Annotated in this window: 27 protein-coding genes and 1 pseudogene; 26 read left to right on the top strand and 2 right to left on the bottom strand. The window is 37.2% G+C overall.

The window, feature by feature from the left end; all coding sequences use genetic code 11:
• Window positions 1-19 precede the first annotated feature (19 nt).
• From D0S48_RS03630 to D0S48_RS03595, 8 genes are all read left to right on the top strand, one after another.
• Entirely contained in the window at window positions 20-1264 is a 1245-nt protein-coding gene (locus D0S48_RS03630; protein WP_225216082.1) for a tetratricopeptide repeat protein, read from the top strand.
• A 20-nt stretch (window positions 1265-1284) separates the two neighbouring features.
• The gene (locus D0S48_RS03625) at window positions 1285-1836 is read left to right on the top strand and encodes a ReoY family proteolytic degradation factor (protein WP_144536877.1); all 552 of its coding nucleotides are present in this window, start codon (window positions 1285-1287) and stop codon (window positions 1834-1836) included.
• Between the two features lie 16 nt (window positions 1837-1852).
• Entirely contained in the window at window positions 1853-2302 is a 450-nt protein-coding gene (locus D0S48_RS03620) for a YpiF family protein (protein WP_151110156.1), read from the top strand.
• 154 nt (window positions 2303-2456) lie between these two features.
• Window positions 2457-2960 carry a Rieske (2Fe-2S) protein gene (locus D0S48_RS03615; RefSeq protein ID WP_144536873.1) on the top strand — a complete coding sequence of 168 codons (504 nt, stop codon included), beginning with the start codon at window positions 2457-2459 and terminating at the stop codon, window positions 2958-2960.
• A 20-nt stretch (window positions 2961-2980) separates the two neighbouring features.
• Window positions 2981-3655, top strand: a complete 675-nt coding sequence (qcrB, locus tag D0S48_RS03610; RefSeq protein WP_144536871.1) for a menaquinol-cytochrome c reductase cytochrome b subunit — start codon at window positions 2981-2983, stop codon at window positions 3653-3655.
• A gap of 41 nt (window positions 3656-3696) precedes the next feature.
• Window positions 3697-4476 (top strand): menaquinol-cytochrome c reductase cytochrome b/c subunit, encoded by a 780-nt coding sequence (locus D0S48_RS03605; RefSeq protein ID WP_151110154.1) that lies wholly within the window; start codon window positions 3697-3699, stop codon window positions 4474-4476.
• 118 nt (window positions 4477-4594) lie between these two features.
• Window positions 4595-5182: a lipoprotein heptaprenylglyceryl N-acetyltransferase LhaT gene (locus D0S48_RS03600; protein WP_151110152.1), complete on the top strand. Its 588-nt coding sequence runs from the start codon at window positions 4595-4597 to the stop codon at window positions 5180-5182.
• 63 nt (window positions 5183-5245) lie between these two features.
• A complete protein-coding gene (locus tag D0S48_RS03595; protein WP_144537226.1) occupies window positions 5246-5920 on the top strand; it encodes a zinc metallopeptidase in 675 nt (224 codons plus the stop codon).
• A 133-nt stretch (window positions 5921-6053) separates the two neighbouring features.
• Here the strand turns inward: D0S48_RS03595 and D0S48_RS03590 are convergent, their stop codons facing one another.
• Entirely contained in the window at window positions 6054-6923 is an 870-nt protein-coding gene (locus D0S48_RS03590; protein ID WP_151110150.1) for a YitT family protein, read from the bottom strand.
• 101 nt (window positions 6924-7024) lie between these two features.
• Between D0S48_RS03590 and D0S48_RS03585 the strand changes: the two genes are divergently transcribed.
• From D0S48_RS03585 to D0S48_RS03500, 18 genes and pseudogenes are all read left to right on the top strand, one after another.
• The gene (locus D0S48_RS03585; RefSeq protein WP_151110148.1) at window positions 7025-7360 is read left to right on the top strand and encodes a nucleotide pyrophosphohydrolase; all 336 of its coding nucleotides are present in this window, start codon (window positions 7025-7027) and stop codon (window positions 7358-7360) included.
• Entirely contained in the window at window positions 7360-8136 is a 777-nt protein-coding gene (gene dapB, locus D0S48_RS03580; protein WP_144536861.1) for a 4-hydroxy-tetrahydrodipicolinate reductase, read from the top strand. Before D0S48_RS03585 ends, dapB begins: the two co-directional genes overlap by 1 nt.
• Before the next feature lie 11 nt (window positions 8137-8147).
• On the top strand, window positions 8148-8555 hold the full coding sequence (gene mgsA, locus D0S48_RS03575; RefSeq protein ID WP_144536859.1) for a methylglyoxal synthase: 408 nt from the start codon (window positions 8148-8150) through the stop codon (window positions 8553-8555).
• A gap of 19 nt (window positions 8556-8574) precedes the next feature.
• A complete protein-coding gene (bshA, locus tag D0S48_RS03570) occupies window positions 8575-9705 on the top strand; it encodes an N-acetyl-alpha-D-glucosaminyl L-malate synthase BshA (protein ID WP_144536857.1) in 1131 nt (376 codons plus the stop codon).
• Window positions 9705-10886, top strand: a complete 1182-nt coding sequence (locus D0S48_RS03565; RefSeq protein ID WP_151110146.1) for a CCA tRNA nucleotidyltransferase — start codon at window positions 9705-9707, stop codon at window positions 10884-10886. The genes bshA and D0S48_RS03565 overlap by 1 nt, the downstream gene beginning before the upstream one ends.
• Window positions 10876-11856 (top strand): biotin--[acetyl-CoA-carboxylase] ligase, encoded by a 981-nt coding sequence (locus D0S48_RS03560; RefSeq protein ID WP_370455752.1) that lies wholly within the window; start codon window positions 10876-10878, stop codon window positions 11854-11856. The genes D0S48_RS03565 and D0S48_RS03560 overlap by 11 nt, the downstream gene beginning before the upstream one ends.
• 267 nt (window positions 11857-12123) lie before the next feature.
• The gene (panB, locus tag D0S48_RS03555) at window positions 12124-12981 is read left to right on the top strand and encodes a 3-methyl-2-oxobutanoate hydroxymethyltransferase (RefSeq protein ID WP_151110142.1); all 858 of its coding nucleotides are present in this window, start codon (window positions 12124-12126) and stop codon (window positions 12979-12981) included.
• Window positions 12956-13804 carry a pantoate--beta-alanine ligase gene (gene panC, locus D0S48_RS03550; protein ID WP_151110140.1) on the top strand — a complete coding sequence of 283 codons (849 nt, stop codon included), beginning with the start codon at window positions 12956-12958 and terminating at the stop codon, window positions 13802-13804. The genes panB and panC overlap by 26 nt, the downstream gene beginning before the upstream one ends.
• The gene (panD, locus tag D0S48_RS03545) at window positions 13804-14187 is read left to right on the top strand and encodes an aspartate 1-decarboxylase (RefSeq protein ID WP_144536847.1); all 384 of its coding nucleotides are present in this window, start codon (window positions 13804-13806) and stop codon (window positions 14185-14187) included. Before panC ends, panD begins: the two co-directional genes overlap by 1 nt.
• A gap of 348 nt (window positions 14188-14535) precedes the next feature.
• Window positions 14536-17295, top strand: coding sequence for an ATP-dependent DNA helicase DinG (gene dinG, locus D0S48_RS03540; protein WP_151110138.1), 2760 nt, complete (start codon window positions 14536-14538; stop codon window positions 17293-17295).
• Window positions 17296-17317: 22 nt separating this feature from the next.
• Entirely contained in the window at window positions 17318-17488 is a 171-nt protein-coding gene (locus D0S48_RS03535; protein ID WP_144536843.1) for a YpmA family protein, read from the top strand.
• 3 nt (window positions 17489-17491) lie between these two features.
• Window positions 17492-17980, top strand: a complete 489-nt coding sequence (locus D0S48_RS03530) for a cell wall elongation regulator TseB-like domain-containing protein (RefSeq protein WP_144536841.1) — start codon at window positions 17492-17494, stop codon at window positions 17978-17980.
• A gap of 28 nt (window positions 17981-18008) precedes the next feature.
• Window positions 18009-19304, top strand: a complete 1296-nt coding sequence (gene asnS / locus D0S48_RS03525; RefSeq protein WP_151110136.1) for an asparagine--tRNA ligase — start codon at window positions 18009-18011, stop codon at window positions 19302-19304.
• A 62-nt stretch (window positions 19305-19366) separates the two neighbouring features.
• Entirely contained in the window at window positions 19367-20077 is a 711-nt protein-coding gene (locus D0S48_RS03520; RefSeq protein WP_151110134.1) for a DnaD domain-containing protein, read from the top strand.
• Window positions 20078-20087: 10 nt separating this feature from the next.
• Window positions 20088-20744, top strand: coding sequence for an endonuclease III (gene nth / locus D0S48_RS03515; RefSeq protein ID WP_144536835.1), 657 nt, complete (start codon window positions 20088-20090; stop codon window positions 20742-20744).
• Window positions 20731-21039, top strand: coding sequence for a YpoC family protein (locus D0S48_RS03510; RefSeq protein ID WP_151110132.1), 309 nt, complete (start codon window positions 20731-20733; stop codon window positions 21037-21039). The genes nth and D0S48_RS03510 overlap by 14 nt, the downstream gene beginning before the upstream one ends.
• A gap of 202 nt (window positions 21040-21241) precedes the next feature.
• Complete coding sequence (locus D0S48_RS03505; protein ID WP_151110130.1) at window positions 21242-21808, top strand: histidine phosphatase family protein; 567 nt, start codon at window positions 21242-21244, stop codon at window positions 21806-21808.
• Window positions 21809-21911: 103 nt separating this feature from the next.
• Window positions 21912-22780 (top strand): annotated as a pseudogene (locus D0S48_RS03500) (SDR family oxidoreductase).
• Window positions 22781-22989: 209 nt separating this feature from the next.
• Here D0S48_RS03500 and D0S48_RS03495 read toward each other — a convergent pair.
• Complete coding sequence (locus D0S48_RS03495; RefSeq protein WP_151110128.1) at window positions 22990-25614, bottom strand: PBP1A family penicillin-binding protein; 2625 nt, start codon at window positions 25612-25614, stop codon at window positions 22990-22992.
• Window positions 25615-25629 lie beyond the last annotated feature (15 nt).

The following is a 25629-nucleotide window of genomic DNA, read 5'->3' as shown; positions in this document are numbered from 1 at the left end:
GAGAAGGAATGGTGATGATATGGAAAGAATGATGCCCTTTATTCGAGTAATGGAGAATGGAGATATAGAAAAGTTAGGAGTAATGCTGGACGCTTTCTTGCTAGAAGGAGATCCGGATGAGCAGTATGAGTTAGCTGATATGTTGACAGAGTATGGATTTGTCCAAGAGGCATTAAAGCTTTTAGAGCATTTAAACTTTATATTCCCAGAAGAGGATCAGCTCAAAATAGATCAGGCACAATTATATTTAGAATTGAATAAAGAAGACGATGCTTTGGAAATGCTAAGCAATATAGAAAAGAAAAGTGAGTCCTATCCACAGGCTTTGCTTACTTTAGCTGATTATTATCAAATGATTGGTTTATATGAGGTTGCTGAACATAAAATAAATGAAGCAATTGCTATTTTACCAAAAGAGCCATTACTGCAATATGCAAAAGGCGAGCTATTGTTTGAAACGGGGAGATATTTAGAGGCTGCGCGATTAATGGAGGAGCTGTTAGCTTCTCAAAATGAGCTACAAGGAGTGAATTTGCCTTTAAAAGTAGCTGAAATTTATAGTGCTGGTGCTGCTTATGAAGAGGCGATTCCTTATTACACAGATGCATTAAAGAAGGAAGCGGCCCCTGAAGTTCTATTCCAAGCTGCTTATGCTTTTTTCCAAGCTAGACAATATGAAACTGCAGCAAAACATTTAAATCATCTTTTAGAAATTGATCCAGATTTCTTCTCAGGGTATATGCTCCTGGCAGAAACTTATGCAATGCTGGAAAAGAACGAGGAAGCATTAGAGGCTATTACAAACGGAATAGCTCGAGATGAATTTGAAAAAGAATATTATTTATTTGCAGGTAAAATTTCATTGAAATTGGGTAGAGTGAAGGAAGCAGAAAGTTTTCTTCAGCAAGCTATAGCATTAGATCCGGAATATATGGATGCTATCTACATACTTTCTTCTTTATTTTCACAGGAAGAGATGGATGAAGAACTGATTGAACTATACGAGGCCTTAAAACAAGAGCAATTTGAATGGTCATCTATGTATCCACTTCTAGCAGAGGCATATGAACGTTTAGAAATGTATGAAAAAGCATACGAATTTTATAAACTTGCATATACTGAACATAAAGAGGATGTAGCATTTTTAGAAAAATACTTATACTTCCTTTTAGAAGAAGGTAAACGTGAAGAAGCTAAAGAAATCATTTCCAAATTGCAGAAGCTTCAGCCTGAAAACAGTGAATGGTTTGACATGATGGAATAAAGATAGGAAGGAGAGGTTATGTGACTGCTTCTGTTTCAGTTGGCGAGAAAAAAGAGTTTGTCCGTTGGTTTTTGAAAAAGTATCAAATGAAAAGAAGAGAGTGCGTGTGGATTTTAAATTACTTAATAAGCCATGAAACAATGTTGAACAATGTACATTTTGTGGAGGAAGCTCATTATTGCCCTCGTGCTATGATTATGTCTGTAACTACTTCCTCCGGAATACCTTTTAGATTCTATAAAGGTAGTATCATGACCGCGGATGCAGAAAAATCATTTCATGATCTTCGATTGCACCCAGAGGAAGAAATGTATATTCAGTTGAACTTTCAAACACTTCCTCCTAGTCCGGAGTACTTAGCAGTTTTAGAAGAGAACCCTTATATGCCGAAATACTTGCATATTAGTGAAAAAGATAAGATGATAGCAGAAGATATATTGACAGAAAGCTTGCAATCTTTTCAGGCTGAGCAGTTGAAAAAACAGATTGATCAAGCAATTGACGAAAACAATAAAGAAAAATTTCTCGAGCTTTCCGCATTGTGGAAAAATCTTCCGTATAGAGAAAAATAGGAGAGATGAGATTATCATGCATTGGAACGGAAAAGATAGCGCAGTTTTTCAAGCACAAAAAGAATATATAGACACAGCAATAATTCCACTAATATTAATAGACGGTTCAGAGCATGGCTTCCCATTTGCTGCTTCTGCAGCTGATTTTACCTTATCGTTAGCCAACACAATTGAAAATCAGTTTAAAGGAAGGATTGTATTATTTCCTTCCTTCTCTTACACGAATAATCAGGACAAGCTATCATTACTAGATGCTTGGAATGAGGAATTAAAAAAAGCTGGGTTTAAACACACATTTTACGTTACTTCTGATAGAGAGTGGAGTACAATGGGGGAGGATCAAAATGTAATATGGTTCCCATCAATACCACTTGATTCCATGGATCAAAAAATGAAAATATCCGTATTGGAAGATCAATTAAGACAATTAATCCCGCTTTTTGCAAAAAAATGGGCAAATTCGTGACAATATCTTTCATTAATTGTTCACAAAGTTCATAATTCGTGGCAGGAATTATTGACCTTCTATTTTTATTGATATATCATTGAAATGTCCTAGTATTATTAATTCAAGCAAGTATGTCCATTGGACTGACCTTTAAGTTAGAGGGGGGAAAAGGATGAGTAACAATAAAGTATCAAGACGTCAATTTTTAAGTTATACATTAACGGGTGTTGGCGGATTTATGGCTGCAGGTATGCTAATGCCAATGGTACGTTTTGCAGTTGATCCTGTATTGCAAAAATCAGAAGGTGGAGACTTCGTACTGACTGAGAAGAAAATTGCAGATCTTACAGATGTGCCTGAACGAGTAGACTTTACTTTTGAACAGGTAGACGGCTGGTACAAGTCTGATGTAACTAGTTCTGCATGGGTTTACAAAGAAGGAGACAGCGTAATCGCATTATCTCCAATCTGTAAGCACTTAGGATGCACAGTCAACTGGGAAGGTGACCCAGCGCACAAAAACCAATTTTTCTGTCCATGTCACGCAGGTCGTTATGAGAAAAACGGACAGAATGTTGCAAAAACACCACCTCTAGGTCCGTTGGATCAATTTGAAGTACGTGAAAATGACGGTTTCTTAGAAATTGGAAAAGCTATAACTAACACATTAGTTTAATGTAAGGGGGTACGACATCAGTGCTTAATAAAATCTATGATTGGGTGGATGAACGTCTTGATATTACACCTATATGGCGTGATATCGCAGACCATGAAGTACCAGAACACGTAAACCCTGCACATCATTTCTCAGCATTTGTTTATTGTTTCGGAGGATTAACTTTCTTCATCACAGTTATTCAAATTCTTTCTGGTATGTTTTTAACAATGTATTACGTACCTGATATCGAGAATGCATGGGAATCTGTTTACTACCTTCAAAACGAAGTAGCATTCGGTGAAATCGTGCGTGGGATGCATCACTGGGGAGCATCACTTGTAATTGTTATGATGTTCTTACATACTTTGCGTGTATTCTTTACTGGTTCTTACAAAAAACCTCGTGAACTAAACTGGATGGTCGGAGTATTAATATTCGCTGTTATGTTAGGTTTAGGATTTACAGGTTACCTACTTCCTTGGGACATGAAAGCATTGTTCGCTACAAAAGTAGGTATTGAAATTGCCGCATCTGTTCCAGTTATTGGTGGCATGATCAAAACGTTATTAGCTGGTGATGAAACAATCATCGGTGCACAAACATTAACAAGATTCTTCGCGATTCATGTATTCTTCTTGCCAGCTGCTCTTTTTGCTTTACTTGCAGCTCACTTTATCATGATTCGTCGTCAAGGTATTTCTGGGCCACTATAATGGGTAAGTGGAACAGATAATTCTTAAAAGGAGGGGACAATATGCATCGCGGAAAAGGTTTGAAATTTGTTGGAGATTCTCGTGTAACGGATCCTTCTAGCCGTAAAAAGAAAACTCCTAAAGACTATTCTGAGTATCCAGGTAAAACAGAAGCTTTCTGGCCTGATTTCTTGTTAAAAGAATGGTTAGTTGGAGCAGTATTTTTAGTCGGTTATTTAGTATTGACAGTTGCACATCCATCGCCGTTAGAGCGACCAGCTGATCCAACGGACACAGCTTATATTCCTTTACCTGACTGGTATTTCCTATTTTTATATCAATTATTAAAATACGAATTTGCTTCTGGACCATATAATATTATTGGTGCAATCGTCATGCCAGGTCTTGCTTTCGGAGCACTTTTACTAGTACCATTCTTAGATACAAGCAAGGAAAGAAGCCCATGGAAACGTCCTTTACCAACTGGTTTCATGCTTCTAGCAATCGCATCCATCATTTTCTTAACTTGGGAATCTGTAGCAAACCATGACTGGGAAGCTGCTAAAGCACAAGGTGAAATTAGAGAAGAAGTCGCTGTGGAAATTGATGAAACAGCACCAGGCTATGAAATTTATCAGGGATCTTCCTGTATAGGTTGTCATGGTAATGCATTTGAAGGCGGTATAGGTAAGCCACTTATTGGTTTAGAATATACAGCTGAAGAAATTGTTAATATTGCTCATGAAGGGATTGGAACTATGCCACCTGGCTCTTTCCAAGGAACAGAAGAGGAATTACAACAGCTTGCTGAGTTTATAACAACTTTACAGCCAGTAGAATAATCTTTACTATTAAGGGAGTCAGGTAACTGGCTCTCTTTTTTTAGCTATAAATTTTTTAATGGTACTACTATGTTACAAAATAACTTAATTATAAAAAAGAGGAGATTGGGTAATATATATGTTAATGCATTTAAAGATGTTGCTTTACAACAAATCCTTTATGTGGTTATTGTTTTTTGTAAATCTTCTGGGCACGATTTATGGTTACATTTGGTATGAAGGGCAATTATCTGTTACTGAAGCTAAGTTTTTAATATTTGTACCAGACAGCCCGACCGCGAGTCTTTTCTTTACGATAGCTCTTCTTGGCTGGCTGCTTAAAAAGAATTGGAAGCTAATAGAAGCATTAGCGCTAATTACATTAGTTAAATACGGTTTATGGGCTGTAGTTATGAATATATGGACATATCTGGAAACTGGAGGTATTGGATGGATGGGATGGATGCTAGTTGCATCTCATTTTGCTATGGCTTTACAGGCTGTTTTATATATTCCTTTCTATCGTTTTAAACTTGGCCATATTTTAATCGCGGCAATATGGACCTTACATAATGACGTCATTGATTACGTTTTTGGACAAATGCCAACCTATAGAAGCTTAAGTGATTATGCCAATAACATTGGTTACTTTACTTTCTGGCTATCAATTGCATGTATTCTGCTTGCAATATCCATTTATCAAAGAAGGTCAAATCATATTAGTTGATTGTAGATCAGTTTCCTATTAAAATTAGTGTTAGATATTGAGAGGGGGAAAAGTCTGTTGGGAATGTATATCATTTATTTTGCAATAATTTTATTATTGCCGATATATGCACAGATGAAAGTTAAAAGCACCTATAAAAAGTATTCTAAGGTACGTTCTACATCCGGTATGACGGGTGCAGAAGTAGCTAGACGAATTTTAGATGAAAATGGTTTATATGATGTTAAAGTAGTAGAAAGCAGCGGTTTCTTAAGTGATCATTATAATCCGATGACCAAAATTGTCGCGCTATCTAGTCATAACTTCCATGAAGCTTCTGTAGCTGGTGCTGCAATAGCTGCTCATGAGGTAGGCCATGCTATTCAGCATAAGGAAGCTTACTCTTTTTTAACATTAAGACATAAATTAGTTCCGGTAGCTAATATATCTTCTAACGCATCTTGGATCTTTATCATGATTGGTATTTTTGCAACTTCAACTAACATGCTGTTATTAGGTATTATTCTATTAGCCATGGGGGTTGTATTCCAAATCGTTACTCTTCCTGTTGAGTTTAATGCCTCTAGTCGAGCTATGAATCAGATGGTTTCGTTAGGTGTTATTCGTAACGAAGAAGAGAGACACGCTAAAAAAGTATTGAGTGCAGCTGCCTTAACGTATGTAGCAGCCGCAGCGGTAGCAGTGCTTGAGCTATTACGTCTAGTCTTAATCTATACAGGTATGTCTAGAGACGAATAGTTAAAAATGAAGACTATCTTAGCTTCTGCTAGGATAGTCTCTTTGTTTTAAAATGATTTAACTATAAATAAATAACAAAAGAGCATGTTTTGCAGAGTGAAAATGCAAGCATGCTCTTTTTATATCCTTTAGTTTAAAGGAGTGGTCTTTTTTGTTCGTCTAATGTAAAGCCCTCACCCATTACATCATTTGTTTCTGTAACTGAAACAAATGCATGGGGGTCAACAGCTGAGATGATAGTTTTTAATCGCATAATTTCATTTTTAGAAATAACACAATATAAAACTTCCCTATCTTTTTTTGTGTAATGCCCATAGCCTTTTAGGACGGTTACTCCCCGGTCCATTTCGGTTGTTATACGATTAGCAATGGCATCCTGATGTTCAGATATGATGAATGCTCCACGAGCTGCGTATGCACCCTCCTGGACGAAATCTATAACTCGAGCACCTACAAATACTGCAACAAGCGTGTACATCATTGAGCGAATATCCAAGAATGTTAGCCAAGAAACTAAAATAACTAATGCATCAAACATAAACATTGTTTTACCCATGCTCCAGCCCAAATATTTTTGGGCTAATCTAGCAATAATGTCAACTCCACCAGTAGTACCACCAGCTCGGAAGATGATACCAAGCCCTGTACCTATAAAGACACCAGCAAAAAGTGAGGCTAAAAATAAATCATCGCTAATCCCGAGTTGAATCTCATATATATCGAAGATTTTTAAGAAGACAGAAACTGAAAAGGTTCCTATAAGGGTATAATAAAATACTCTTCTACCTAAAAGCTTCCAACCTAAAAAGAACATAGGTATATTCAGCACAAGATTCATAACAGAAACATCTAACCCAAATACAAAATAAAGAATTAGCGTAATCCCTGAAAATCCGCCTTCTCCAAGGGCATTTTGCATATTAAAATGTACAAATCCAAAACTAAAAATTGCAGATCCCAGTATAATCATCAATATATTCTTAAATTTTAAGCCTATTCCCATTGTACCACCTCATTTAATAGTCCATACTAAATCTATAATATTTTATAGCTTTTGACAACAGTAGTGTATATTTATTACGATAAATGTGGGAGAGTGAGTTTATGAAAGAACATAAAAACATGAAAATGCTTCAACAGGAAGTAGATACATACATAAGCCAATTTAAGGAAGGATACTTTCCTCCAATGGAGCTCCTAGCAAGACTCACAGAAGAACTAGGAGAGCTTTCTAGAGAGGTTCAACATAAGTATGGTACTAAGAAAAAAAAGAATACAGAGGTACAGAAGGAACTTGCTGATGAAATGGGTGATTTCTTTTTTGTATTAATTTGTTTGGCTAACTCAGAGGGTATTGACCTAGAAGATGCTTTACAAAAAGTACTTTATAAATATAATACACGTGATAAAGATCGATGGACTAAAAAGGAGGACTCATAATGGTAATAAAAGTAGCGGTAGCAGGGCCCAGAGGCAAAATGGGAAGGGAAGCAGTTGGAACCATTATAAAAAACGAGGATTTTCTATTAGTAGGATTATTAGATTCAAAAAAAACAGAAGCTACCTTAGGAGATAATATACCGATTTATACTTCTTTAACAGAGTTAATCGAAGAAACGGCACCGGACGTTTTAGTTGATTTGACCGTACCTTCTGCTGTTTACGAGCATATTATTACAGCATTGGAGTATGGGGTAAGACCTGTTGTTGGCACTACAGGCTTTTCAGAAGTACAATTAGATAATATTAGAAACTTGGTAGAAGAAAAACAAGTCGGCTGTATTATTGCTCCGAACTTTTCTATTGGAGCCGTATTAATGATGAAGTTTGCCCAAACTGCTGCAAAATATTTACCGGATGTTGAGATAATTGAACTGCATCATGATGAGAAGGTAGATGCGCCTTCAGGGACTGCGATTAAAACTGCACAAATGATACAAAATACTAGAGAAGCTTCAGTTCAAGGTCATCCAGAAGAAGAAGAAATTCTTAAAGGTGCAAGAGGCGCTAATTTTGATGGAATGCGCATTCATAGCGTTCGTTTGCCCGGTTTAATCGCACATCAACAAGTGCTTTTAGGTGGAGATGGTCAGCTATTAACTTTAAGACACGACTCCTTCAATAGAAGTTCGTTTATGTCAGGTGTGGTTATTTCTATTAAAGAAGTGATGAATCAAAGCAAATTAGTGTATGGTTTAGAAGAAATTATCCTATAGGAGGAAGCAACATGAGAATCGCATTAGTTGCCCATGATAAGAAAAAAGAAGATATGATCCAATTTGTAACAGCTTATAAAACCATCTTAGAGGAGCATGAATTATTTGCTACTGGGACGACTGGTAAAAAGATTATTGATGAAGTAGGTTTGTCAGTCAATCGATACAAATCTGGCCCCCTAGGAGGAGACCAACAGATCGGATCAGCAATAGCCAACAATGAAATGGATATGGTTATCTTTTTTAGAGATCCACTTACAGCTCAGCCCCATGAGCCTGATGTAACTGCTTTAATACGTCTATGTGATGTTTATCAAATTCCATTGGCTACAAATATGGGGACGGCAGAAGTACTCTTAAAAGGAATCGAAGAAGGATTTTTAGATTGGCGACTGCTAGAAGAACGCCGCGGACGTTAAGGAAATGAGGATATAATATATGCGTAAATTAAAAATAGGTATCACTTGCTATCCTTCAGTCGGGGGTTCCGGTGTTATTGCAACAGAACTTGGGAAAATGCTGGCAGAAAGAGGTCATGAAATACATTTCATCACTTCTAGCGTGCCTTTCCGTTTAAACAAAATTTACCCAACCATTACCTTTCATCAGGTAGAGGTTAATAGCTATTCGGTATTTCAATACGCTCCATACGATATTGCTCTGGCAAACAAAATGGCTGAGGTAATTCAGGACGAAGGTTTAGACGTTCTGCACGTGCATTATGCTATACCTCACGCGGTTTGTGCAATATTGGCAAAGGATATGGCAAACTCAGACATTGGAATAGTTACTACATTACATGGAACTGATATTACAGTGCTAGGCTATGATTCCTCGCTTACAGGAGCTATTCAATACGGAATTGAGAAGTCTGACGTGGTAACTGCTGTCTCTAAATCCTTAGTAAAGCAAACGAGAGAACTTATAACAACGAAAAAGGATATAGAGACAATTTATAATTTTGTCGATGAAAGAGAATATCATAAAAAAGACGGTGGCAATCTTAAGGAACTCTTAGGTATAAAAGAAAATGAAAAAGTTATTATTCATGTTTCTAATTTCAGGAAGGTCAAGCATGTACCAGATGTAGTAAAAAGCTTTGAGCTCATACATAAAGAAATTCCGGCTAAGCTTTTACTAGTTGGGGATGGACCAGAAAAGCACCCGGTCATGGAATATGTAAAAGGCAAGCCGATTGAAAAGGACGTCCTATTTTTAGGTAAGCAGGAAAATGTTTCGGAATTATATGCAATTTCTGACTTGATGTTACTATTATCTGAAAAGGAGTCCTTTGGATTAGTGCTATTAGAAGCAATGGCGTGTGAGGTTCCATGTATTGGTACAGCAGTAGGAGGGATCCCAGAAGTAATAGTTCCAGGAGAAAATGGGTATCTTGTTCCTCTTGGCGATATAGAAAAAGTAGCTGAATATGGATTGAAGATTTTAAAGGACCCTATTTTACATAATCAATTAAAAGAAACAGCATTAGAGATAGTACGAACTCGTTTTAGCTCTGCACAAATAGTCGAACAATATGAAAAGATGTACGAAAGAGTGGCGAAAAACTGATGAAAGATCGATGGCCAGATGCATTTAAGGTGATTTCTAAACTGGAGGATGCTGGCTTCGAAGCATATGTAGTTGGTGGAGCAGTGCGAGACTTCGTGCGAGGAGTACAAGCGAATGATGTTGACATTACTACAAATGCCTTACCACATGAGGTAAAAACTCTTTTTGAACATACCATCGATGTAGGAATAGAGCATGGAACAGTTCTTGTCGTACTAGAAGATCCTATCGAAGTAACGACCTATAGATCTGAAACGTCTTATAGTGACTTTAGAAGGCCAGATGAGGTCCGGTTTGTCCGAACATTGAGAGAAGATCTCCAGCGTAGAGATTTTACCATCAATGCAATGGCCTTGACGAAGGAAGACGAGCTAATCGACTTTTTTGGTGGTAAACAGGATTTAAAACTTAAAATTATTAAAGCGGTTGGAAATCCAAAGGAACGATTTTCTGAGGATGCTCTTCGTATGCTAAGGGCAATTCGTTTTTCCTCTCAACTAAATTTTTCCTTAGAGAAGTCTACTTTGGATGCTATACAAGAGCTCCATCCTCTAATAACTCACATCTCTATGGAAAGAGTCAAAGTAGAGCTTGAAAAGATTTGGATAAGTAATTATCCGTATAGAGGCATGGAACTTTTTGCTGCAACTGGTCTCTCCGAGCACTTTTTGGGAGATTGGTGTACCAACGTTTCATTATGGAAGCAATTTAATCACTTTGGCAATAGAGCCAATGGCTGGGCTTTTTTTGTATTGATGAACGAGGGACTGAATATAGGCGAGATATTGTCAACTTTCAAATGTTCAAATGATGAGAAGAGCTATGTCAAAAACGTGTTGCTTGCGGTTAAGTTTTTGAAGAAGGGTTTTTGGACTTCATATGAATTATTCCAGTTTACAGTAGAGGTTTTAATTGCTGCCGCCAGCTATAGTCAAATTATACAGCATATTGAACATCCCTATACTCCTGACATATTAGCTGATTTAAAAGCCAAACTGGCTATTTCATCTGTACGTGAGATTGTTGTAAGCGGACATGATCTGATGGAATGGAAGAAGGAAAAGCGTGGGCCATGGATTCGGGAAGTATTAGATAGATTAACTACAATGATATTAAATGAGGAAATAGAAAATGACAGACAACATATAAAGGAATGGTTTATTCGTGAATATGTCAATTAAAGAAAAAATTATTTCCAGATTAAAAGAGGCAAGCGGTGAACCAATCTCAGGACAAATACTAGCAGATGAACTAGAAATATCTAGAACAATGGTATGGAAGTATTTAAAGGGGCTAGAGGAAGAAGGCTATGAAATAGTAGCTATTAAGAAAAAAGGTTACATCCTAAATAGATTGCCTGATACAGTGGCTGCTGAGCGTGTTTCTCTTCATCTTCAAACAGAGCATCTTGGACGGGAAATTATTTATCATCCTGTTTGTGAATCTACGCAAACAATTGCTGCAAATAAAGCTAGAGATGGCGCTCCGCATGGTACAGTTGTCATTGCAGAGGAGCAAACAGCCGGGCGTGGAAGAATGGATCGTTCATGGGAATCTTCATCTGGTGAGGGAATATGGATGAGCGTCATTTTGCGTCCGAAAATAACTCCACAATTTGCGGCCCAATTTACTTTAGTAGCTGCTGTATCGATTGCACGAGCTATTGAAGAGGTTACAAGATGTGTTCCTAATATTAAATGGCCAAATGACCTTCTGATTAATGGGAAAAAAGTAACAGGTATTCTAACTGAGCTGCAAGCAGATATGGATAGAGTTCAAGCAATTATTGTTGGGATAGGCATCAATGTCAATCAAACCGCTGATTCTTTTAAGGGAGTATTGGAGCCTATTGCAACCTCTCTAAAAATGGAGTCGGGCACAGCTGTAGACCGGTCTTTATTGGTCTCTAAAGTACTTTTTCATTTAGAGAGATATAGTGATATGTATATAAAGCTAGGATTTGAACCTATTAAACTTATTTGGGAAAGCTACAATTGCACATTAAATAATCGCATTAGAGCTACTACCTTAAGAGAGACTGTCGAAGGTCAGGCAATAGGAATGACAAATGATGGGGCGTTACAGCTTCGGCTTGATAATGGGGAGATAAAAAATATATATTCCGCAGATATCGATTTATTAAAAACTTAGTTTGGACGTTTGAGTCGAATTCTGTTATTCTTTATGCGAAGGGTAGTATCTTTAGTGAGAACTACACCTATATTATTGTTAAAAAAATTTAATAGTCTGCCTTGATCTTAGATTGACAGGGACGGAGAAAACCGATGAATTTAAATTTTCTGCCCTTCTGTCCACTTTCGGATTGAAGGGCTTTATATTTGGTTTTCTCTTCATCTTGCAGAATGCATCAGTATTAAGGCTGAGCTGGACGTATGGATATTATGAGGAGGGAAATGATTGAAGACGACGAGTGACTTTTTGAAGATGAAAAGTAAAGAAGACAAGATTACGATGATGACAGCTTACGATTATCCGACTGCTAAGTTTGCAGAAGAGGCTGGAGTCGACATGATTTTAGTTGGTGATTCTGTTGGGATGGTTGTATTAGGCTATGATTCAACAGTATTAGTAACCATGGAAGATATGATTCATCACGGCAAGGCAGCGAGAAGAGGAGCAACAAATACGTTTTTAGTAGTTGATATGCCCTTTGGTACGTATCATGGGAATATTGATCAATCACTTGCGAACGCTGTCCAACTAATGCAAAAGACTGGGGCACAAGCGGTGAAAATTGAAGGGGCAGATGATGTAATACCTGTCATTGAAAAATTGACTTTTGCTGGTATTCCAGTAGTAGCGCATTTAGGTCTATTGCCACAATCCGCTGGAGTTATAGGTGGCTATAAAGTACAAGGGAAAACTGCAGAAGCAGCACAAAAGCTAATAGAGGATGCAAAAAAATGTGAACAGGCAGGTGCTTGTGCCGTTGTTTTAGAATGTATTCCTTATCAGCTTACCGCAGAAATCTCAAGCAATTTAACTATTCCAACTATCGGTATTGGAGCTGGCTCCACTGCTGACGGCCAAGTGTTAGTTTTCCATGATTTAGTGAAATATGGCTCACACCATATCCCTAAATTCGTAAAGGAATACGCGAATGTGGGTGAACCAATTCTTCAAGGCATTAGGCAGTATGTAGAAGAAGTTAAGAGTGGAATATTTCCTTCTTTGGAGCATTCTTTTACGATGAAGGACGAACAATTAAATCAGTTATATGGAGGCAATCATGCGAACAGTTCAAACGATAGATGAATTAAAAGCTATTATCTCAAATCATAAACAACAAACCATTGGATTTGTGGCTACAATGGGTTATTTGCATGAAGGGCATAAAACACTTCTGACAAAAGCAAGAGCTGAAAATGAATTCGTAGTTGCAAGTATTTTTGTAAATCCTGCACAATTCGGTCCTAATGAGGATTTAGATAGATATCCACGAGATATTGAAAGAGATACAAAAATTGCCACAGAGGCAGGGGTAGACTTATTGTTTGTTCCAACGCCAGACGAGATGTATCCTTTTGAAAGTGGTATTACTATCAACGCTGGAGAGATTTCAACCAAGCTTTGTGGTGCAACTCGTCCAGGACATTTCGATGGAGTTTTAAAAGTAGTTTCCAAGCTATTTCATTTAATCCAACCTACTAAGGCATACTTTGGCCAAAAGGATGCACAGCAGTTAGCTATAATTAAATTATTTGTAGAAGCATACAACTTTCCACTTGAAATAGTTGGCGTTCCAACTGTCCGTGAGGAGGATGGCCTAGCGAAAAGCTCAAGGAATGTCTTTCTAAGCGAAAAAGAACGAGATGAGGCACCTCATATATACAAGGCGTTAAATTTAGCAAAGGATACATGGTTGAGAACGAAGGATATAGAAGGGGCTATTGCCAAAGCAAAACAATATATTAATGAAAATACTTCTGGTAAAATAGATTACCTGGAGGCATTGGCCTATCCTACTTTACAGCCGGTTAACGAGTATACAGAAGAAGTTCTCTTCGCAACAGCTGTTTTTTTCGAAAAAGCAAGATTAATTGATAATATGATAGTTAATATAAAGGAAGTGCAATGATGTTAAGAATGATGTTAAATAGTAAGATTCACCGGGCAATAGTTACAGAAGCAGATTTAAACTATGTAGGTAGTATTACGATTGACCAAAATATATTAGATGCAGTTGGCATGCTTCCAAATGAAAAAGTTCATATCGTTAACAATAATAATGGTGCCCGCTTTGAAACATATATAATCGCTGGAGAACGTGGTAGCGGTGTAATTTGTGTAAATGGAGCCGCAGCACGTCTTGTACAGCGTGGAGACGTAGTAATCATCCTGTCCTATGCTTATGTGATGAATGAAGAAGCAAAATCACATCAGCCTACAGTGGCAATCATGAATACGGATAACACAATCAATCAAATTATCCACTATGAACCAGAAGCGACTGTTATGTAAGATTTGAAAGCTAGACTTAGCCAAAGTCTAGCTTTCTTTTTGGATTTATAGCCGTTCAATTTACATGGGTAAACCGGAAAAGTGTTGCAGAAATTGAGAGAAGGGTTGCGCGTTCGCGCTAAAGTGTTGCGAGTTTAACAACAAAAGTTGCAGGAAAGCACATCTTCGCAGAGTTGCAGCGATTATGACCGGAATCAGAGCTTATTGCAAATCCAAGCAGTAATTATTATTTCATTCTACATATATTTCGTTTCTATTTATGGAATGTGGTACAATTTTTAAAAAGCAACACAAGAAAGTTTTTAGGAAAAATAGATGCTTTTAATTTAAATGATGGTGAGATGAAGAATGTTGGAAAATCATAAATATGCAGTTGTAGATATTGAAACAACAGGCCATTCATCTGCCAATGGTGACCGAATTATTCAACTTGCAATTGTTTTTATTGAGAACAATCGGATTAGTAATTCATTTACTACGTTCGTAAACCCCAAAAAAGCGATTCCTTTGTTTATTCAGGATTTAACGAATATAAAGGACGAGGATGTAAAGGACGCTCCGTTATTCGAAGAAATTGCTCCTAAAGTTTTGGAAATTCTTCAGGACCATATTTTTGTTGCGCACAATACAAATTTTGATCTGACGTTTCTTCAACAGGAGCTAAAACGGGTAGGGTTGCCTAAATTAGTTTGCAAATCTATTGATACAGTAGAATTCGCTAAGTTGATGTTCCCTAATATTTATAGCTATAAGCTTCAGGACATTGCGACTGAGCTCCATATAGAATTAGAGTCTGCTCACCGTGCGGATGATGATGCATTGGCTACTGCACATTTGCTTTTAAAATGCTTTGATCAGCTGCAAGCATTGCCATTAAAAACGGTGGAGCTATTACATAAAAGATCCTTCCAACTGAAATCCAATCTAGCACTCATCTTTTTTGAAGTTATAATGATAAAAAGAAAGACTTATATGACCCAAGATTATTTAGAATATCGCGGAATACCACTAAAAGATGTGAAAAAAGAGCCTGCACCAGAATGGAGTAAACTTGCTTATCCGATTTCTAATGATGAAAAGAACCGATTATTCCAACACGGTAGCCTGAAGCTAGAGGAAAGACCAGGGCAATATAAGCTAATGGATGAGATTCACCATGCACTAATAGAATCCAAAGAGATTGTGTGCGAGGCGGAAACCGGAATAGGAAAAACATTAGCCTATCTTATTCCATCTGTTTTATATGGAATAGGTCAAGGAAAGCCTATTATAGTTAGTACTTATACAACACATCTCATTGATCAGCTTATAACAGAGGAAATTCCAAAACTTTATGACATTCTTAACATTAGACTTAGAGTGGCGAAGCTAAAAGGTATCAATCACTATATTGATGTTTATCGTTTTTGGGAGCACCTTCAGCAAGAGGATGAGTCTTACGACGAGACCTTTACGATTATGCAAGTTTTAGTTTGGCTTACTATAACAGAAGAGGGTGACCTCTCGGAATTGAATGTTTCGGGTGGTGGTCAGCTATTTATAGATAAAATAAGAAGGACCTCAGAAAAAAAGATTAATGATGTAAAAGGGATAGATTTTTATGAGCGTGCTCTTCGTCGAAGTGAGCACTGTGATATCCTTGTAACGAATCATTCCATGATTATTATGGATACGGAACGAGAAACAAAGCTATTGGGCCATGGTTGTGCCACAATTATTGATGAGGCACATCAAATGATTCATGCTAGTATATCCCGAAAAGAAAGAATTTTTTCATATACTAATTGGAAATATATTTTAGGTCAATTTGGCACTCTAGATACAGATCATCTACTTTACAAGCTGTCTCTTCTAAATGTTTCCTTGTCTGTCCGCATTCGTATAGAGAAGCTGTTTGTTGACATAGTTGAATCATTTGATCATGCAATGGGATATGTTATCTCTACTATTCAAAGCTATCCACATAAATCGAAGAGTACCAAACGAACTTATGCTATGGAGGATTTAAATTTAGATAAAGCTTTTTTTATAAAAGTTGCTAAGAATCTACAAACATTTATCTATTCAACTAAGCCCTACGTGGGCTCTGCAAAGAAAAATATTATTGATGAACAATTATTAGTATTAGTAAATGAGTGGGAATATTGGTTACGTGAACTGGAGATTAAAGTAAGTGAATGGGATGAAATCTTCTTGCAGGATAAGGAAGTAGAGGCGAAATGGCTCGAGTTAGATAATAGAAGCGTCCCTGGAAGTCTCACTATCATCAAAAGACCATTAAATTATCAAGAGGATATAAAGGATGCCATGGCTCCTTTAAGAGAGCAGGGAGGAATTATCTGGACTTCTGGAACATTGACAGTGCCCTCCAATAAATACTTTATTACTTCTCAGCTTGGATTGAGCTCAAATATACCTATCCATCAGTTTAAAGTAGAATCTAACTTCTACAAGGGTGCAGAGCTTTTAATCATCGAGGATATGCCAGACATTCAGCAAGTATCTCAATCGGATTATATTGAATCAGTTGCGGAAGCAATTGTCCAGACGGTTTTGGTCACTGGAGGAAGGTGCTTTGTGTTATTTACTTCACAGGATATGTTGCGTAAGACTGTGGAATTGATACAGGATACTAATCTGCTTGAAGATTTCATGCTATTTGCACAAGGAATCACGACTGGGAGCAGGATGCGTTTGTTAAAGTCATTCCAGCGATTTTCTAAGTCTGTATTATTCGGAACTAATAGCTTTTGGGAGGGAGTAGACGTTCCAGGTGAAGCTCTTTCAGTAGTGATTATGGTTCGCTTACCTTTTTCTTCTCCCGATGATCCCTTATTTAAAAAGCGTGCAGAGCTGTTAACTAAAAATGGACAAAATCCTTTTTCTTCTTATTCCTTACCAGAGGCAATTTTAAGATTTAGACAAGGATTTGGAAGATTAATTCGTTCCTCTGCCGATAAAGGAGTATTTATCGTATTAGACAGAAGGATTGATACGAAGTCTTATGGTAGTGATTTTCTACAGGCAATCCCAAATATTCCTGTTAAGAAAGTATCATTAGAAAATATAGTCTTAGAGCTAGAAAATTGGTATACTAATGAAGGATGAGTATTAGAAAGCGGGTAGAAATATGGAAAACAAAATTGAAGTGATATCAACCGTCACCGTACAATACCAATCAGATCTATATAAAATAGTGGATGCATTGAACCGTTCGTTGAAGGAAAAGGATCTGATGTTTGGATTAGCATTAGATAAAGAAGATCAAGAAAAAGCAGTCTTCACAATTTATAGGACCTAAACTATGGCATTAAAGAGATGGCTAATATTTATCGTTGTTTTTGCTATCAGTCTCACCATAATCCTAAGCCTACTTATTTATAAGGAAGCAAGAGAACCTTTCAATGATAACCTGACGAAGGCAGAGTCTTATACGCTTCAAAATAATTTATTGAAGACAATAGATGATTCGTATGTGTATAATAATACCGACTCATATCAGACAATTATTGGTACCAATAAGGACGGCTCTAAAAAAGCTTTTTTTATCCCAACAAAGGATAACGAAGAGCAAATTATGGAGGTAAGCCTTGATGAAGGTATATCTGAAGAGAAAGCTGTTTCGATAGCTTTGGAAGGGGAAAAAGGTAGTAAGCTGCTTCACGCGAAATTAGGTGTGGAAGAGGTCGGGCCAGTATGGGAGATTACCTTTGTGAATTCTAAGGATAACCTCAACTACGTATATCTGTTATTTGATAATGGCGATTGGTGGAAGAGAATATCCAATTTGTAAAATATATTTTTAACTTTTGGAGGACAACATGAAAAAAATTATGATTAAAGATATGTCTAGCCATGTTGGAGAGACAGTAAAACTTGGTGCGTGGCTTGCAAACAAACGCTCTAGTGGTAAGATTGCCTTTTTACAGCTTCGCGATGGTTCTGGATTTGTACAAGGAGTAGTAGTGAAGGAAGTTGTGGGAGAAGAGATTTTCCAAACAGCAAAAGGTTTAACTCAAGAAACTTCTATGTATATTACTGGAGAAGTAACAAAAGATGAGCGTTCTTCATTTGGTTACGAGCTTCAAGTAAAAGAAATAGAAGTAATTCATGCAGCGGTAGATTATCCAATCACACCGAAAGAACACGGTACTGAGTTCCTAATGGACAACCGTCACCTATGGTTACGTTCAAGAAAACAACACGCGATCATGAAAATTCGTAACGAAATTATCCGCGCTACATACGAATTCTTTAATAATAACGGCTTTGTAAAAATGGATCCCCCAATTTTAACTGGCTCAGCTCCAGAAGGAACTTCTGAGCTTTTCCAAACTAAGTATTTCGATGAGGATGCTTATTTGTCTCAGTCTGGTCAGCTATATATGGAAGCAGCTGCTATGGCCTTAGGAAAAGTATTCTCTTTTGGACCAACATTCCGTGCAGAAAAATCCAAAACACGCAGACACTTAATTGAATTTTGGATGATTGAGCCTGAAATGGCATTTACAGAATTTGATGAGAACTTAGAAGTACAAGAGCAATACGTTTCCTTTATTGTTCAGGCCGTTCTTAAAAACTGTCAATTAGAATTAGAGCGCTTAGGTCGCGATACATCTAAACTGGAAAAAATTCAAGCACCTTTCCCTCGTATTACTTATGACGATGCAATCAAGTTCTTACATGAGAAAGGCTTTGATGATATCAAGTGGGGGGACGATTTCGGATCACCTCATGAAACAGCTATCGCAGAAAGCTATGATATGCCAGTTTTCATCACTCATTATCCAGTAGGCATTAAGCCATTTTATATGCAACCACATCCAGACAGAGAAGATGTTGTATTATGTGCCGATTTAATTGCTCCAGAAGGATATGGTGAAATTATCGGTGGTTCTGAACGTATTCATGACTATGACCTATTAAAGCAACGTCTTGCGGAACATAAATTAGATGAATCAGCCTATGCTTGGTATTTAGAGCTTCGTAAACAAGGGTCTGTTCCTCACTCAGGATTTGGTCTTGGATTAGAACGTACTGTAGCTTGGTTAAGTGGAGCAGAGCACGTTCGTGAATCTATACCATTCCCAAGACTATTAAATCGTTTGTATCCATAATCTTAAGCCAAAGGAACAATATATATTATCATCATGCAATAGATAAGAAAGGGAGTGCGAGTATGCATAAGCGAAATCGGCTCCGAATCTGGACAGAGCAGGGAAATGTAACCATTTCCCAGCTTTTTTTTAGCCATTATAAGGCCATTAATATGAAGGATGAGGAAGCTATTCTGCTATTACATCTTATCGCTTTTGGAGAAGCGGGAAACCACTTTCCAACCCCTCAAAACTTAGTGGAACGTACACATTTTAGTGAACATAAAGTAGTGACGATTTTACAGCGTCTTGTCCAAAAAGGTTTAATTCAAATAGAACAGCATATGGACGACGACGGAGTCCATTATGAGTACTACGATTTTAATCATTTATGGGAGCTCTTGGTCGATTGCGTAGAGCAACAAAACCTAACTAAAGAAGACGAAGAAGTAAAGGGCGAAGAAGGCGAAATTTACAAGTTATTTGAGCAGGAGTTCGGTAGATTATTATCTCCAATGGAATATGAAACGATAGGCATGTGGTTTGACCAGGACAACCACTCAGCCTCCTTAATACGATTAGCGTTAAAAGAGGCGGTTTTGTCTCAAAAGCTTAGCCTGCGTTATATAGATCGGATATTATTCGAATGGAAAAAGAAAAATATTAAAACGGTTGAAGCTGCAGAAAATCAATCGGTACAGTTTCGACAGCATATACCAATACAAAGACCAAAGGAGCAACCTGCAAACACAGCGAAGGTTCCTTTCTACAATTGGTTAGAAGAAAGAGAGTAGGTGGAGAAAGTTGCTTACAAAAGCCCAATGGCATTTTTGTTTAGAGGAAATGGAAAGGATGTTTCCGGATGCTCATTGCGAGTTAGTCCACGACAATCCTTTTGAATTATTGGTAGCTACATTACTTTCAGCACAATGTACTGATGTCCTTGTAAACAAAGTAACAAAGGACCTTTTTCAAAAATATAAAAAACCTGAAGATTACTTGGATGTATCCATAGAGGAATTACAAAATGATATTCGCTCAATAGGTTTATATCGTAATAAAGCAAAAAATATTCAAGCACTTAGCAAGCAACTAATTGAGCTCTATAACGGCGAGGTTCCTGCTAATCGTGATTTACTTACGACATTTCCAGGTGTTGGTCGAAAAACAGCTAATGTAGTTGTTTCGGTAGCCTTTGATATACCAGCAATAGCTGTAGACACTCATGTAGAGCGTGTTTCAAAGCGACTGGGACTATGCAGATGGAAAGATTCTGTTCTGCAGGTAGAAGAAACGTTGATGAAAAAGACACCAATTGAATCGTGGTCTAAGGCGCATCATCAACTGATATTTTTTGGGCGGTATCATTGTAAGGCCCAAAATCCCAATTGCCCGCAATGTCCTTTGTTGCCGGTTTGTCGAGAGGGTAAAAAGAGGATGAGTAAAGTTGTCCAAGCTTAGAAAAGATGATTTTAAACCGATTTTTGCAAGATGGTCAGTTATTCGGAATCAATTGGAGATTCTTTATAAGGAAAGAGAGAAAGACACCCATGATTTAATGGAGAGGGGCATCGAATTATTGAGTGAATTATTCGTATTGGCTGAAGGTACTTCCCCTTTAAATTATGAAGAGCGTTTTATCTTTGTTCAAAAGAATTATAAGTCTTATGCAGCCTTTCGACAACTAGATGAATTGTTCAAGGAAACAGAAAAAAAACTTGCTCGTCGATTCATCATGGAATCAAGAATGCCTTAATATTTTTAACACTACCCCATAAGAACTGCCTATAGAAGTTAGATACTAAACTAACATACAGAGGCAGTTTCTATGGGGCTTTTTTATGAGAATGTTTTTATTTTTCATCTTGCATGGTGAGCTTTATAAAGTGCATCTAAGAGAAAAACTTAATTATATAGGTTATATTTAACAGAATAATATTAAATTTTCTGGAGGTTATATGAAAACTTTCATATATATGTTAAGACACTGTGATTCACTTAAAACCGGAAATGAAAAAGATAGAGGATTAACTGAAAAAGGAGTAACTGATGCTCAACGACTAATAAAAATTTTACAAGAAGAAAATATTAATACAGTAATATCCAGCCCATATACCCGCTCTGTATTAACAGTTCAACCATTAGCTGAACACATTGGACAAAATGTGGTAATTATTGAAAATCTTAAAGAAAGAGTTTTTAGTCCAGGGAAAAAACGTTTATCTGATAATGAGCTTCAATGTTTGTTAGAAAAATCTTTTGAGGAACCGGATTTTTCTCTTAAGGGAGGAGAGTCGAATAATGAGTGTCAAAGACGGGGAATAGATGCACTTAAATCAATATTACATACTTTTAAAGGTCAGAAAATAGTAGTAGGTACTCATGGGGCAGTAATGACGTTAATGATGGGATATTTTGACAATAGTTATGGCTTGGATTTTCTTTTAAGCACTTCAAAGCCTGATATTTATAGAATGGAGTTCAATGAATTGGAATTAATAGATGTAACTAAAATATGGAAGTAATGTCTATTTGTTAAGTTCATAATGTCAGTAAAGCTTTAAAAGAGCATCAGCTTATCCAAGAATGCTACTCATTTATTATTAATTTTGAAAGGAAGATGCTCTTTTGAATTCGTTAAAGGGGAAAATTGCAGTTGTTGCTGGTGGAACACGTGGTGCTGGTAGAGGAATTGCTGTTAAGTTGGGAGAAGCTGGAGCAATAGTATATGTGACAGGGAGAAGTACAATTCATAGTCAGTCACCCATGGGCCGTATGGAAACAATTGAGGAAACAGCAGAATTGGTAACAAAAGCCGGGGAAAAGGAATACCTGTAAAGGTCGATCATACTATTGAAACGGAAGTTGTTCACCTATTTGACCGTATCAAAAAGGAACAGGGAAGGTTAGATATATTAGTTAATGATATTTGGGGAGGAGATCCTCTTACGGAATGGGGAAAGCCAATAGGAGAGCATAGTCTTCATAAAGGACTTCAGATGCAAAAACAAGCAGTCCACTCACATATAATTACTTCCCATTATAGCATCCCTTTATTTAAAGAGAATAATGGTGGCCTGATCATCGAAATTACTGACGGCATTGATTACGAACCTCGAGGTAATTTCTATTATAGTCTAGCAAAAATCTCCACAATCCACATGGCACAGGCGATGGCCATGGATCTAAAAGAATATAATATTGTTGTCATTGCAGTTACCCCTGGTTTTTTACGTTCGGAAGCAATGCTTGAATCGTTTGGTGTTACCGAAGAAAATTGGAGAGAGGCAACAAAGATAGATCCTCATTTTATTGCGTCTGAAACACCATTTTATATTGGAGAGGCTATACGCTGTCTTGCAAGTGATCCTCATATAGCTAAAAAGACAGGTGGGGTATATAGCACCTGGGAACTTTCAGAGGAATATGCATTTAAGGATGCAGATGGTTCACAACCACATTGGGGAAATTATTTTATAAAAAATGTGAAAGTTTAAAAGGTAATATCTTTCAGTCTCTTCTTGAGCAGATTCATTTTCAAAGTCAAATTGTTTATTAGAATTGCAAGAGACTCTTTATTTACCGTAAGATTGATTCATATTTTATACCAAAAATAAAAGAAACCAAAAAAACGAGGAAAGTTTATATAAACTTTCCTCGTTTTAGCTTATAAAATTATCATCTAACCATGTTAAAGAATGCTTGGTTAAGGTGTAGTACCGCTTTCAGTGTTACCTTCTGGATTTTCTACTGGACTTTCTCCATCAGTTCCACCTTCGTTTCCTTGACCACCCTCATTAGCGCCTCCATCATTGTTACCAGTGTTGTTTCCATTCCCGTTACCATTATTACCGTTGTTGTTGCCATTATTTCCGTTATTACCATTGTTACCGTTGTTACCATTATTTCCGCCTTGGTTCTCATTCTCATCCTCAGGATTTTCCTCAGGGTTTTCTTCCTCAGGCTCTGGATCCTCAAGATTTTCTTCCTCAGTACCTTCTAAAACTAATTCTGCGCTAGCTGGAGCGCTTCGAACATCTTCAGCTAAAGCTGTAACTGTAAATACATACTTACTACCAGGAATAAGATTTTGGACGATTAACCCTGTTTTGTTTGTCGTTTGCAAGATCTTATTTGGACCATTGTCTATTGAGACCGCAACTTCAAATTGAACATCTATATCTTCCTCGTCTGGCTGTTCAAATTCCCAATTTAATGTTGCAGATGATGTTGTTTCGTCATATTGAACTGATAAATTAGTTGGAGCGTTGAGCTCAAGCTGATCATATTCCTCAGATACTTGTGTAGGCTCTGTTCCTTTAACGAATAACTCCGTTAACTTTTTATCATCAGGAGTATATTCACTAGCTAATTTTAAAGGATTAGATCCTTTTTCAATTGTTACTTCTACAACAGAATTAGGCTTTTTAAATCTTTCCGTTTTCTGTCCTTCAGAAATATTCCCCATTACCTCTTTAAAGATACGTTGGGGGAGGCTACGCTCTTCAGATGTAGTGATGGCTGAGTTATCATCATAACCAGACCATACGGTTACTGAATAATTGGTTGTGTATCCAGCAAACCAAACATCCGGAACTCCTTTTTTGTCTCCTCCGAAGTTGGAAGTACCAGATTTACCTGCAACATCCAATCCACTAACTGCTGCGGCCTTACCAGTACCTTTTGTTAAAACATCTCTTAGAACATCAGTAATGATGTAAGCTGTTGAATCCTTCATAACTGCTTTAGATTCTGGCTTATAGTTTTTTTCTGTTTTGCCATCTCTATATACAATTTTATTAATCGCATATGGCTCTGTATGAATCCCTTCATTACCAAATGCAGCATATGCTCCTGCTAGTTGGATAGGGGACATGAATTTTGAGATACCACCGATTGCATAAGCTTCGTTGACTGTACCGATGTCTACTCCAAATCGACTAATAAATTCTCTTGATTTTTTAGTACCTACTTCTTTTAAAGTTTTGACGGCAGTAGTATTACGTGATTTATATAATGCTTCACGCATAGTCATAGATCCTAAATATTTGTTATCAGCATTACGTATTACCTGATCGGTCCCTGTATACTTAATTTCTTCGTCCACAAGTGTCTGAGCAGGGGACCAACCTAAAAATTCTACAGCTGGACCATAATCTATCAACGGTTTGATAGTCGAACCTGGTGAACGATTGACCATATCTTGAGCATGATTATATCCTCTATCTTCTCCGTAATTTCTTCCTCCACCAGCAGCAACAACTGCCCCTGTCTTAGTATCAACCACTGCAACACCAGATTGTATATCCTCTGTTGGGAATATATCTGAGTTCAAGGTCTTTTCTACTTGCTCCTGAGCTTTTGGTTGAAGAGTCGTATGGATTGTTATTCCTTCGGAAATGGCATCTGCATCACCGTTTTCCTCAAGCTCATCTAATACTATGTCGATAAACGCATCATATTTTGAATCTTGGTTTGCAACTCTTTCTTCTTCTGGAAGAAGGGAGTCGGTAACTGGAACCGCTTGAGCAGCCTTCATTTCCTCGTCAGTTATTTTCCCATGAAGATTCATTAGATATAGGACAGTATTTCTTCTTTTTTCAGCTAGTTCTGGGTTTTTAAAAGGATTATAGTTATTTGGACTTTGGGGCATGCCCGCTAACACTGCCATTTCATGTAGCTCTAAATCCTTTAACTCTTTACCATAAAAATATTTAGAGGCAGTTCCAAATCCATAAATACGTCCTGACATAAGAACTTTGTTAAAATACATTTCGAAAATTTCTTCTTTTTTATATTCACGCTCTAACTGAAGAGCCAAATGGGCTTCTTGAGCCTTACGTTTTATTGTTTTTTCATTTGTAAAGAATGAGTTTTTAACAACTTGTTGAGTGATTGTACTTGCCCCCTGTGCACCAAACCCATCTTTCAGATTGGCCAAAACGGCTTTACCTAATCGTAGAACATCGACTCCCATATGGTCGTAAAAACGTACATCCTCTGTTGCTAATATGGCATCTTCCATTTGTTGAGGGATATCTTCATAGGAAACATATTCGCGACTTTCGCTTCCGACAGTTGCAAACACTTCCCCATTAGCATCTAATAATTTAGGACTAATTGGGTCCTTTAACAAGTCCTCGTCTAAATCTGGAGCGCTGCTTGCGTAAAATGCAAATACAGATCCACCAGCTATCAATCCTACTAATCCAACCGCCACAATAGCTAATAAAACTCGCTTAATCCATGTTTTGGCAGGTTTCTTTTGTTTTTTCTTTTGAGCCATTTGTTGCTTTCTTCTTTGTTCACGAGTTGTTTTTTGCTCACTCATAAACGTCTCCTCACT

Source organism: Psychrobacillus sp. AK 1817 (genome assembly GCF_008807035.1).
GTDB classification, from domain to species: Bacteria; Bacillota; Bacilli; order Bacillales_A; family Planococcaceae; genus Psychrobacillus; species Psychrobacillus faecigallinarum.
The sequence above is the reverse complement of the archived record's forward strand: the minus strand, read 5'-3'. Positions and strand labels throughout refer to the sequence as shown.

Excerpts from the sequence above, each read along its gene's own strand:
- mgsA (WP_144536859.1), top strand. The coding sequence starts at position 8,148 with ATGAGAATCGCATTAGTTGCCCATGATAAGAAAAAAGAAGATATGATC.
- D0S48_RS03565 (WP_151110146.1), top strand. The coding sequence starts at position 9,705 with ATGAAAGATCGATGGCCAGATGCATTTAAGGTGATTTCTAAACTGGAG.
- D0S48_RS03535 (WP_144536843.1), top strand. The coding sequence starts at position 17,318 with ATGGAAAACAAAATTGAAGTGATATCAACCGTCACCGTACAATACCAA.
- D0S48_RS03615 (WP_144536873.1), top strand. The coding sequence starts at position 2,457 with ATGAGTAACAATAAAGTATCAAGACGTCAATTTTTAAGTTATACATTA.
- panD (WP_144536847.1), top strand. The coding sequence starts at position 13,804 with ATGTTAAGAATGATGTTAAATAGTAAGATTCACCGGGCAATAGTTACA.
- D0S48_RS03530 (WP_144536841.1), top strand. The coding sequence starts at position 17,492 with ATGGCATTAAAGAGATGGCTAATATTTATCGTTGTTTTTGCTATCAGT.
- D0S48_RS03505 (WP_151110130.1), top strand. The coding sequence starts at position 21,242 with ATGAAAACTTTCATATATATGTTAAGACACTGTGATTCACTTAAAACC.
- D0S48_RS03585 (WP_151110148.1), top strand. The coding sequence starts at position 7,025 with ATGAAAGAACATAAAAACATGAAAATGCTTCAACAGGAAGTAGATACA.
- D0S48_RS03620 (WP_151110156.1), top strand. The coding sequence starts at position 1,853 with ATGCATTGGAACGGAAAAGATAGCGCAGTTTTTCAAGCACAAAAAGAA.
- D0S48_RS03520 (WP_151110134.1), top strand. The coding sequence starts at position 19,367 with ATGCATAAGCGAAATCGGCTCCGAATCTGGACAGAGCAGGGAAATGTA.
- D0S48_RS03630 (WP_225216082.1), top strand. The coding sequence starts at position 20 with ATGGAAAGAATGATGCCCTTTATTCGAGTAATGGAGAATGGAGATATA.
- D0S48_RS03600 (WP_151110152.1), top strand. The coding sequence starts at position 4,595 with ATGTTAATGCATTTAAAGATGTTGCTTTACAACAAATCCTTTATGTGG.
- asnS (WP_151110136.1), top strand. The coding sequence starts at position 18,009 with ATGAAAAAAATTATGATTAAAGATATGTCTAGCCATGTTGGAGAGACA.
- D0S48_RS03595 (WP_144537226.1), top strand. The coding sequence starts at position 5,246 with ATGTATATCATTTATTTTGCAATAATTTTATTATTGCCGATATATGCA.
- panC (WP_151110140.1), top strand. The coding sequence starts at position 12,956 with ATGCGAACAGTTCAAACGATAGATGAATTAAAAGCTATTATCTCAAAT.
- bshA (WP_144536857.1), top strand. The coding sequence starts at position 8,575 with ATGCGTAAATTAAAAATAGGTATCACTTGCTATCCTTCAGTCGGGGGT.
- D0S48_RS03605 (WP_151110154.1), top strand. The coding sequence starts at position 3,697 with ATGCATCGCGGAAAAGGTTTGAAATTTGTTGGAGATTCTCGTGTAACG.
- D0S48_RS03495 (WP_151110128.1), bottom strand. The coding sequence starts at position 25,614 with ATGAGTGAGCAAAAAACAACTCGTGAACAAAGAAGAAAGCAACAAATG.
- dinG (WP_151110138.1), top strand. The coding sequence starts at position 14,536 with ATGTTGGAAAATCATAAATATGCAGTTGTAGATATTGAAACAACAGGC.
- dapB (WP_144536861.1), top strand. The coding sequence starts at position 7,360 with ATGGTAATAAAAGTAGCGGTAGCAGGGCCCAGAGGCAAAATGGGAAGG.
- D0S48_RS03560 (WP_370455752.1), top strand. The coding sequence starts at position 10,876 with ATGTCAATTAAAGAAAAAATTATTTCCAGATTAAAAGAGGCAAGCGGT.
- D0S48_RS03590 (WP_151110150.1), bottom strand. The coding sequence starts at position 6,923 with ATGGGAATAGGCTTAAAATTTAAGAATATATTGATGATTATACTGGGA.